The organism is Mesorhizobium sp. M4A.F.Ca.ET.020.02.1.1 (assembly GCF_004022645.1).
Classification (GTDB): Bacteria; Pseudomonadota; Alphaproteobacteria; order Rhizobiales; family Rhizobiaceae; genus Mesorhizobium.
This window is the reverse complement of record NZ_RZOI01000227.1, coordinates 1-7,968: the sequence shown is the minus strand read 5'-3', so window position 1 is coordinate 7,968 and position 7,968 is coordinate 1. Positions and strand designations below refer to the sequence as shown.

Annotated in this window: 8 protein-coding genes; 4 read left to right on the top strand and 4 right to left on the bottom strand. The window is 63.8% G+C overall.

Annotated features, from left to right (window positions below; all coding sequences use genetic code 11):
• Nucleotides 1-61: 61 nt before the first annotated feature.
• Entirely contained in the window at nucleotides 62-316 is a 255-nt protein-coding gene (locus EN742_RS16005; protein WP_126057508.1) for a hypothetical protein, read from the top strand.
• A gap of 59 nt (nucleotides 317-375) precedes the next feature.
• Here the strand turns inward: EN742_RS16005 and EN742_RS16000 are convergent, their stop codons facing one another.
• Nucleotides 376-912: a L,D-transpeptidase gene (locus EN742_RS16000; RefSeq protein ID WP_189347350.1), complete on the bottom strand. Its 537-nt coding sequence runs from the start codon at nucleotides 910-912 to the stop codon at nucleotides 376-378.
• Between the two features lie 144 nt (nucleotides 913-1,056).
• On the opposite strand from EN742_RS16000, the gene EN742_RS15995 reads away from it, so the two are divergent.
• The 3 genes from EN742_RS15995 to EN742_RS15985 all read left to right on the top strand — a co-directional run bounded on the left by EN742_RS15995 (nucleotide 1,057) and on the right by EN742_RS15985 (nucleotide 3,600).
• Nucleotides 1,057-1,740 carry a response regulator transcription factor gene (locus EN742_RS15995; RefSeq protein WP_126057506.1) on the top strand — a complete coding sequence of 228 codons (684 nt, stop codon included), beginning with the start codon at nucleotides 1,057-1,059 and terminating at the stop codon, nucleotides 1,738-1,740.
• Between the two features lie 224 nt (nucleotides 1,741-1,964).
• A complete protein-coding gene (locus tag EN742_RS15990; RefSeq protein ID WP_126057505.1) occupies nucleotides 1,965-2,420 on the top strand; it encodes a cyclic nucleotide-binding domain-containing protein in 456 nt (151 codons plus the stop codon).
• Between the two features lie 166 nt (nucleotides 2,421-2,586).
• Nucleotides 2,587-3,600 carry a hypothetical protein gene (locus EN742_RS15985; RefSeq protein ID WP_189375365.1) on the top strand — a complete coding sequence of 338 codons (1,014 nt, stop codon included), beginning with the start codon at nucleotides 2,587-2,589 and terminating at the stop codon, nucleotides 3,598-3,600.
• A gap of 65 nt (nucleotides 3,601-3,665) precedes the next feature.
• Here EN742_RS15985 and EN742_RS15980 read toward each other — a convergent pair whose 3' ends face one another.
• From EN742_RS15980 to EN742_RS15970, 3 genes are all read right to left on the bottom strand, one after another.
• Entirely contained in the window at nucleotides 3,666-4,472 is an 807-nt protein-coding gene (locus EN742_RS15980) for an exodeoxyribonuclease III (protein WP_126057504.1), read from the bottom strand.
• A 287-nt stretch (nucleotides 4,473-4,759) separates the two neighbouring features.
• Entirely contained in the window at nucleotides 4,760-5,425 is a 666-nt protein-coding gene (locus EN742_RS15975) for an outer membrane lipoprotein carrier protein LolA (protein ID WP_126057503.1), read from the bottom strand.
• 145 nt (nucleotides 5,426-5,570) lie between these two features.
• Nucleotides 5,571-7,968: DNA translocase FtsK (locus EN742_RS15970; RefSeq protein WP_148670119.1), on the bottom strand; the 2,398-nt coding region annotated here is incomplete at its 5' end.

Sequence of the window (7,968 nt, the reverse complement as noted above, 5' to 3'; positions counted from 1 at the left end):
TGATTGCAGCATCGAAGCACTATCAAACCGGATTTGACATCCGGAGAAACCGGATAGAGCCATGACCGAGATCGTTCTGAAGTCCCACGCCGCCCTAAATTCCCGCTCCGGTATCGCAGTCTGGCTGCGCGCCACCCTCGATTGGCTGCGTCAGGCGCGTGTCGCTGCCCAGCTTCCCCTCGAATCCATCGAGGATCTCTCCGACGACCTGCTGCGTGACATCGGCGCCGAGCGCCGGGACGTCGCAAAGGCTGTGGACCGGCAGCTCCGCGAAATCGGGCTGCTCGGCACTGGCTGGCAGCAGCCGAGAAGGTAAGGCAGTAGGGATTAGGCAGTAGGGGAAAGAGGGCATAGCGCCCTACTGCCTAGTCATCCCTACCTCACCACCCTCACCACCGTCCGATCCGAAAGCAGCGGCAACAGCCGCGCCATGGTGCGCGCCGTCACCGCCACGCAGCCTTGTGTCGGTGTGAAGCCGGGCCGCGCCAGATGGAAGAAGATGGCGCTGCCGCGGCCGCGCCGCCGCGGCGCGATGTTCCAGTCGAGCACCAGGCAGGCATCATAGAGCCGGTCATCACGGCGCATCCGCTCGTGGCTGGCGCCATAGGGAATCTTCACCGGGCGATTGTAGTTGCGGTCGTCGGGCACCTCGCACCAGCCGAGATCCGGCCCGATCGGCGCCATCGCAAGCCGCGTCCTGCGGCCGCCGGAAAAATGATCGTCGCGAAAATAGCCCGACAATATGCGCATGGCGCCAAGCGGCGTCGCGCCGTCACCTTCGCGCTTGTTCGCCGAAATGCCCCCGCGTCCCAGCGCGCAGGCGAACACCAGGCTGCCCGCCTGCAGCAGCCCCTGGCTGGGATGGCCGGGCCTGGCGCGCACGCTGAGCACGGCGAGGCCTTTTGGCAAAATTGCGCCGGCTGCATTGCATGGACGTTTTTTCTTGTATGATCGTGTCACGGAACAAATCACTGTGATCGGCTGTTGTGCCGGTCAGCTTCCGCATAAATGGGGGACGGTCAACTGAATATACTTTTTAAAACAACGGATTGATCCATGACCTCACGCACCATACTGATCGTTGACGACGATGACGACCTGCGCGGCACGCTCGTCGAGCAACTGGCCCTCTACGAAGAGTTCGACGTCCAGCAGGAAGCGACGGCCGCGAAAGGCGTCGCCGCGGCGCGCGGCGGCCTTGTCGACCTCCTGATCATGGATGTTGGCCTGCCCGACATGGACGGCCGCGAGGCGGTGAAGATCCTGCGCAAGGGCGGCTACAAGGCGCCGATCATCATGCTGACCGGCCACGACACCGATTCCGACACGATCCTCGGCCTCGAGGCCGGCGCCAACGACTATGTGACCAAGCCGTTCCGCTTCGCCGTGCTGCTTGCCCGCATCCGCGCGCAATTGCGCCAGCACGAACAGAGCGAGGACGCCACCTTCTCGGTTGGCCCCTACACCTTCAAGCCCAGCCAGAAGCTCTTGATCGACCAGCGCGGCGCCAAGGTGCGACTGACCGAGAAAGAGGCGTCGATCATCAAATACCTCTATCGCGCCGAACAGAAGGTGGTGACGCGCGACGTGCTTCTGGAAGAAGTCTGGGGCTACAATTCAGGAGTCACCACGCACACGCTGGAAACCCACGTCTACCGGCTGCGCCAGAAGATCGAGCGCGATCCTTCCAATGCCGAAATTCTTGTGACAGAAAGCGGCGGCTACAAGCTGGTTCCTTAAACTTTTCATGATCCAATGAGCGGTCAGGGCGGGGCCGCTTCGGAAGCGATCCTGGTGCTGGAGGGTGGTTGGATCGGCTCCGATGCGCATCGGCCAAAAATCGGAATCGATTTTTGGCGGGCACGATGCGTAGACTCAAAGGATGTTGGAGCGTCCTTTGCGCGTCCAGGAGGACGCCGCGCTCCAAGGGAGGGACTGGACTGACCGCTCGGGGACATAGCTAGATGGCGCTGGATGACGACATCCGCATCCTGTCCGCCGTGAAGCTCTTCGAGGGCTTCACGCAGGAGCAGTTGCGCCTGCTCGCCTTCGGCGCCGAAACCACGCTGTTGCAGGCGGACCACAAGCTCTACCGCGAGGATGACGCGGCTGACTCGGCCTATATCGTGGTCAGCGGCCGCATCGCGCTCTATCGCGAGCAGAATGGCGAGCGCGTCCCGATCGGCACCGCCGGACCCGGCACCATGCTGAGCGAACTGGCGCTGATTGCCGACACCAACCGGCTGACCAGCGCATCGGCCGCGGTCGACTCTGAAGTGATCCGGCTCAGCCGCAAGATGTTCCGCCGCATCCTGGAGGAATATCCGGAGATTGCGGTGCTGTTGCACGAGCGCATCCTGGAGGAATTCCAGCAGATGATCAGGCGCATCGAAAAACTGGGGCCGCGTTTCACGGGGTAGACGAATCGCACCTGGCGTTGATCATCCGGCCCCGAGGGCGAGGTTCCGTTGACAGGCAAAAGGTGAGATCCTACAGGACTCGAGGATGGGCCGCGTAGCAGGAACCGACACCACCGAGCTCCTGGGGGGAGCGGGAATGCCGCCAGCGCGTTACGAGACGATTATCTTGTATTCACGCAAGGACGCGTTCGGCGACGGCTTGCTGCGGATTCCGGCCTTGCGAGCGGCGAGAACGGCATTTCCCGACAGTTTGATCGTGTACGGAACCACCCAGACATGCACGCTCGAAACCGCCGTCAATGACCATGTCCGCCACCTGGTCGATACGATAAGGGCGCAGACGCCCTTGGCGCATCTGGTCGCCAGTCATCGCAAGGGCAAAGGGCAGCTGGCCATTGTCGATTTCCGCATTGTCGCGCCCTGGCTGGTTCAAACCTGGGTATCGCTGCTCGGCCGCGGCATCGTCTACGAAGCAAATTTTCCGGCGTTCGCTCTTTCCTGGCCCCCCGGCCATGGACCCGAAACACGACCAGAGCACAATGCATGGCGCTACCACCGCCTTGTCGAACGCCTGGCGGGAAAGCGGTTGCCTTTTGACCATCGGCTGGAGCCGACTGCGGCCGCGCGTGCGGCGGCCAGGCGCCTGGCCGGCAAGCATGCTCCATTGGTCGTCATCGCGGCCCATGGCGATGGCAACAAACGGATGACAGCGGATCAGGTTGTCGCGATATCCGACAGTATGATCGGCGATGGCGCCAACCTCATCTATGTGAAAACACCGGGCGTCGGCCCAGACATGGCCGAGTTGGCGCAACGCGTGCCGAAATTGCGGCTCGTCGATTCTGGCGCGGCGCAAGATATTCCTGTCAGCGACATCCTGCTGGCGCTCGGGGAACTCGCCGATCTTTACATTGGCGCCGAAGGCGGCACGGCGCATCTCATGGCCACGGTGATGACGCCGATGGTCATCGTCAATAGCGGTGCCAACATGGCTCGCTGGCGACCGCTTTCGAACAGCGTGGACGCGGTGGAAGCGCGCCATGAAAGCCCGACCGGCCTGGTCGCCGATGTCCCGGCGCCGAAAATCATAGAAGCCGCCCGGCGGATGCTGGCGACGCGCCGCCGGGATCACCCCTGTCTGATGGGGCATGCGGACGAACAGGAGGCTCTGCCCGCGTAGGTTCCGGAACGGCGCGCCCAAGAACGTCAGGCCCCGTGTTTGAATCCGTCCGGCTGCGGCGGACTTCAATCCAGATCGAACCGCGCAATCACCGGCACGTGGTCCGACGGCCGCTCCCAGCCGCGCGCCGGGCGCAGGATCTCGTAGCCGGTGAAGCGCTCCACCAGGTTCGGCGAAGACCAGACATGGTCAAGCCGCCGGCCGCGGTCCGACGCTTGCCAGTCCTGCGCGCGGTAGCTCCACCAGGTGTAGAGTTTTTGCTCGGCAGGCACGTTGAGCCGCATCAGGTCGACCCAGTCGCCGGCGCGCCGCATCGCCTCGAAGCTTTCGGTCTCCACCGGCGTGTGGCTGACGACGTTGAGCAGCTGCTTGTGCGACCAGACGTCATGCTCCAGCGGCGCGATGTTGAGGTCGCCGACCAGGATCGAGCCGGACCCGGCGTCGTGCTCGGCCCGTACACCATTCATCTCGGCGACGAAATCCAGCTTGTGCCTGAACTTGCGGTTGATCTCCGGGTCGGGCTCGTCGCCGCCCGCCGGCACATAGAAATTATGCAGCAGGATCGACTTGCCGCTGGCGCTTACCCTGACCGAGAGGTGTCGGCTGTCGTCGATCTCGCAGAAGCGGCGCTTTTCAACCAGCTCGATCGGCCGCCGCGCCACCGTGGCGACGCCGTGATAGCCTTTCTGGCCGTGGAAGGCGATGTGCTCGTAGCCGAGCTTGCGGAAGGCCTTTTCGGGAAAAAGCTCGTCCGGAACCTTCGTCTCCTGCAGACAGAGCACATCGGGCGCGTATTCCAGAAGCAGGCGCTCGACGATCGGCATGCGCAGCCGCACCGAGTTGATGTTCCAGGTGGCGATGGAAAAGGGCATGCGGCGGGGTCCGGCAAGAGGTCGCCGAACTACTGCCAGCCGCCAGCCATAAAAACAAGCCGGCGACAATCGCCGAGGCGCTCGCCGCCCCTCATTGCCCGGCCGGGCATTTCTGCCCGTAAACGGGGAGAAAGAAGCCGGCCGCAGCCTTGGCACTCATTCTGCAACGCTGGAGATTGGCGAAACCGTCGATGACGGCGTCCCTTCTCCCCGTTTACGGGGAGAAGATGGCGGCAGCCGGATGAGGGGCGGCGCCGACGCTCGCAAGAGCACTAAGACGAAGGAAGTTATCTTGTCTTCGTATTCACCTCACGGTTCGCCGTGTAATCTATGGCGAAGGTGTCGGGAGCGAAGCTGACGCCTTCCTTGACGTTGAAGATCATCACCGTCGTGTCCTTGCCCTGGGCGTCGGTGATGGTCCATTGCCGCAGTTCATAGGACTTCGGATCGAACATCATGGTGATCCTGGCATTGCCGAACACCGATTTGTCGGAGAGCTGGATGGTGGTGAGATCGTCCTCTTCCTTGACGCTCTTTACTCGTCCGCCGGAGAGATCGATGCGATTGTCGAGCAAAAGCTTCAGCGGCGTCTTCGACAGCGGATAGAGATCGGAGGTGTTGAGCTTCTTGTTGAGGATGACCACCGACTTGCCGTCGGAGATCACCCGGAAATTCGACGATCCATCATAGTTGAAGCGGATCTTGCCCGGCCGTTCCAGGAAGAACTTGCCGCCGGTCTGCTCGCCCTTCGGTCCGAACTGAACGAACTCGCCGCTCATCGATTTGACCGAGGAGAAGTGGTCGGCGATCTTCTGCGCCGCCGGCGGAATCGCCGCCTGCGCCGACGCCAGGAGCTGGAATCCGGGGACGACATTGACGCTTGCCGCGCCGGCAAGCACGAGGCCGAGGCCAAGCGCCTGGCGGCGGTTCGGGGCGAAAGGTTCGTTTTTCATGCCGGTCACTTTCTGATTCGAATGGTGTCGCAGTCTCTGGACCCCCAGTTGGGCTTAAGTTTGGCGGCTCCAGCGACGCTCCGTCGCCTCAACGCGCCGAAAGGTTCAAGGTTGCCAGCCGGCATCACCTGGATATCGATAGACCCTAGAACTTGTCCTCCTCCGTCGGCACCAGGATCTCGCGTTTTCCGGCATGGTTGGCCGGACCGACAATGCCTTCCTTCTCCATCTTCTCGATGATCGAGGCGGCGCGGTTGTAGCCGATGCCGAGTCGGCGCTGGATGTAGCTGGTCGAGGCCTTGCCGTCGCGCAGCACCACCGCCACCGCCTGGTCGTAGGGGTCGTCGGAATCCTCGAAATTGCCGCCGCCACCGCCGCCGGAACCGCCCTTGCCGGAACCTTCGTCCTCGTCGTCCTCGTCATCATCCTCGGTGATGGCGTCGAGATATTCGGGAACGCCCTGCAGCTTCAGGTGCGCGACGATCCTCTCGACCTCGTCGTCGGACACGAACGGGCCGTGCACGCGCTGGATGCGGCCGCCGCCGGCCATGTAGAGCATGTCGCCCATGCCGAGCAATTGCTCCGCGCCCTGCTCGCCAAGGATGGTGCGGCTGTCGATCTTCGACGTCACCTGGAAGGAGATGCGGGTCGGGAAGTTGGCCTTGATCGTGCCGGTGATGACGTCGACCGAAGGGCGCTGGGTCGCCATGATGACATGGATGCCGGCGGCGCGCGCCATCTGCGCCAGGCGCTGAACCGCACCCTCAATGTCCTTGCCGGCGACCATCATCAGGTCGGCCATTTCGTCGATGATGACGACGATATAGGGCATCGGCTCGAGGTCGAGATCCTCCGTCTCGTAGATCGCCTCGCCGGTCTGGCGATCGAAGCCGGTCTGCACGGTGCGCGAGATCTTCTCGCCCTTCTTCTCCGCCAGCTGGACGCGCGCGTTGAACCCGTCGATGTTGCGCACACCGACCTTGGACATCTTGCGGTAGCGGTCCTCCATCTCGCGCACGGTCCACTTCAGCGCCACCACCGCCTTCTTCGGATCGGTGACGACCGGCGTCAAAAGATGCGGAATGCCGTCATAGACGGAGAGTTCGAGCATCTTCGGATCGATCATGATCAGCCGGCATTCCTGCGGCGTCAGCCGGTAGAGCAGCGACAGGATCATGGTGTTGATGGCGACCGACTTGCCCGAGCCGGTGGTGCCGGCGACCAGAACGTGCGGCATCTTGGCGATGTCGACGATGACGGCCTCGCCATTGATGGTCTTGCCGAGCGCCAGCGCCAGCTTCGCCTTGGTGGTCTCGAAGTCGCGGCTGGCCATGATTTCCCGCAGATACACCGTCTCGCGCTTGGCGTTGGGCAGCTCAATGCCGATGGCGTTGCGGCCGGGCACGACGGCGACGCGGCAGGCGATCGCGCTCATCGAGCGGGCGATGTCGTCGGACAGGCCGATGACGCGAGACGACTTGATGCCGGGCGCCGGCTCGAGCTCGTAGAGTGTGACGACCGGGCCGGGCCGTACATGGATGATCTCGCCCTTGACGCCGAAATCCTCGAGCACGCCTTCCAGGAGCCGCGCATTCTGCTCCAGCGCGTCCTTGGACAGGCTGGCGTCGCGCACCACATTCTTCGGCTCCGACAGGAAATGCAGCGACGGCATCTCGAATTTGTCCGAGCCGATCAGCGAGGTCTGCGCCTCGCGCTGGACGCGCGCGCCCGGCGCCGGACGCGGTGCCGGCGCCTCGACGCGGGTTGCGGCATCGGAACGGAAATTCTGCACCTTCGCCGTCGGCGTGGCGCGGCGCTGGACAGGAGGCTCGTCGGCGAAATCCAAGTCGTCGTCCTCGTCACTGTCGAAGATGTCGTCGTCAGGATCGACCGAGATACTGCGGTCGTTGACCATGGCGGCGAAGAATTCAGGCTCGACGCGGGCGCGGCCGCCCGGGCTCATCCGCGATTCGGCGAACTCGGCTGATTCGACGCGCTCGGCTGCGCGCCGCCAGGCGCTGGCGCGCGGCTCCATCTCCGGCTCGTACTCGCGCTCGTGCTGGCGGCGCGCGGCGCGGCGGTGCATCCAGGCCCTGAACGACAGCCACCAGTGGGTGATGGCGCCGAGTGCCAGGATGCCTTCATCGCCCTCGTCCTCATCCTCGTCGAAGAGCAGGTCGTCCTGCTCGCGCGGCTCGGGCTCGGCGGCGCGCTCCATGACGGCAAAGCCGTTCTTGCGGGAAATCAGCGCCGAGCCGTAGGCAAACAGCCACAATGCCGGCGCGGCAAGGACCGCGGCGACGATGCTGGCGAAAAGGCCCTTGGGATAGCCGCCAACGGCGATGCCGGGGATCTTCAGCACCATGTCGCCGAAAACACCGCCAAGGCCCGTCGGCAACGGCCAGGTTTTGGGTGGCGTGACACAGCCGGCGATCGCCGCCGCAAGTAGCGCGAAGCCGAACCAGGCGAGGCCGCGCTTGGGCAGCCGGTCGACGCCGCGCGCGGAAAAGAGCAGGAAGCCCCAAATCACCGCCGGCACCAGG